This is a genomic window from Occallatibacter sp., assembly GCF_049802275.1.
In the GTDB taxonomy this organism is placed as follows: Bacteria; Acidobacteriota; Terriglobia; order Terriglobales; family Acidobacteriaceae; genus Telmatobacter.
Window position 1 is genome coordinate 1 of sequence record NZ_JBARMD010000757.1, and the last position, 1,587, is coordinate 1,587.

At 56.9% G+C, this 1,587-nt stretch carries 2 protein-coding genes; both read left to right on the forward strand.

Annotation, left to right across the window (positions count from 1 at the left end):
- Positions 1-1,233 (forward strand): epoxide hydrolase family protein (locus tag WA354_RS25395; RefSeq protein ID WP_472815825.1); only part of this gene is annotated, 1,233 nt, incomplete at its 5' end.
- An 89-nt stretch (positions 1,234-1,322) separates the two neighbouring features.
- A partial coding sequence (locus tag WA354_RS25400; protein ID WP_472815826.1) for a sigma factor occupies positions 1,323-1,587 on the forward strand: 265 nt, incomplete at its 3' end.

The window sequence follows — 1,587 nt, forward strand, 5'->3', positions numbered from 1 at the left end:
ACCCTAACCAGTGCTAGGCAGGCAGCCGACAAGACTTCTGTTCGTCCATTTCAGGTGAATGTTCCAGAGGCGGAGCTTACCGAACTGCGCAGGCGCATTAACGCGACAAGGTGGCCTGATCGGGAAACGGTCACGGATGAATCGCAAGGCCTGCCGCTTGCGACAATTCGGGAACTCGCGCGCTATTGGGCGACAGGCTACGATTGGCGCAAGATCGAAGCGAAGCTGAACGCCCTGCCGCAGTTCATCACCGAGATCGATGGGCTGGACATTCATTTCATTCACGTTCGTTCGAAACATGAAAATGCGTTGCCGCTGATCGTCACCCACGGATGGCCCGGCTCAGTCATCGAGCAACTGAAGATTATCGATCCACTCACCAATCCTACGGCACATGGCGCGAGCGCGGCGGACGCCTTCCATCTGGTGATTCCGTCGCTGCCGGGTTTCGGTTTTTCAGCAAGGCCCGCCACTTCCGGCTGGGGTCCGGAGCGCACCGCAAGTGCTTGGCTAGTGCTGATGAAGCGCCTTGGATACGCAAAATTTGTGGCGCAAGGCGGCGATTTGGGCGCGGGCGTTTGCACCGCGATGGCCAAACACGCACCGCCAGAATTACTGGGAATTCACACCAACTTCCCTGGGACTATTCCATCTGACATTGCGAGGGCCCTCCAGTGCGGCGATCCCCCGCCATCTGGCCTATCCCCCGACGAAAGACAGGCTTACGAGCAGCTGACCAATCTATTTGCGAAGAAACGTGCCTACGCACAATTTATGGCGACTCGCCCGCAAACGCTGTACGGATTGGCGGATTCGCCCGTCTGCCTAGCAGCTTGGCTCTTTGACCACGGTGACGGTTATGGCCAGCCGGCGGCGCCGATCACCTCGGCAGTACTCGGGCGCACGATTAATGGACACTCCGCAGGTGACCTGACACGAGACGATGTACTCGATGACTTCACACTCTACTGGTTGACGAACACGGCGATTTCCGCGGCTCGTTTCTATTGGGAACTTCACCTCAATCTTTATAACGCGGCCAATGTCTCTATCCCAGCTGCTGTGAGCGTCTTTCCCGGCGAGAACTATCGAGCCCCGCGAAGTTGGACGGAGCGGGCGTACGACAAACTCATTTATTACAACAAGGTCGACAAAGGCGGGCACTATGCGGCCTGGGAACAGCCGAAGCTCTTTTCAGAAGAGGTTCGCGCGGGCTTCAGATCCCTGCGGTAGTGTTCTTCACCAGAGAGGAGGAAATGCGCCATGCCTGACACGCGAAGTTTATGAATGTCGAAGAAGTCCTATTGGTCGCAGAGCCTCGGATGCACGCGCAGTCTCAAGCGAGCGAAGCCAGTGACGATTGGGGGCTTGTCGCCGAGGCGAAATCTGGATGCTCCGCTGCTTTCGGGCAATTGTACGAGCGCCATCGAGTAAAGGTCTATCACACTGTCTGGCGCGTAGTTCGCCAGAGGGAAGATGCCGAAGACGCGGTTCAACGATGCTTTCAGCGAGCCTTCACAAATCTAGCTAGGTTTCGCGGAGACTCGAAGTTTTCAACCTGGGTGACTCGCATAGCCATCAATGAAG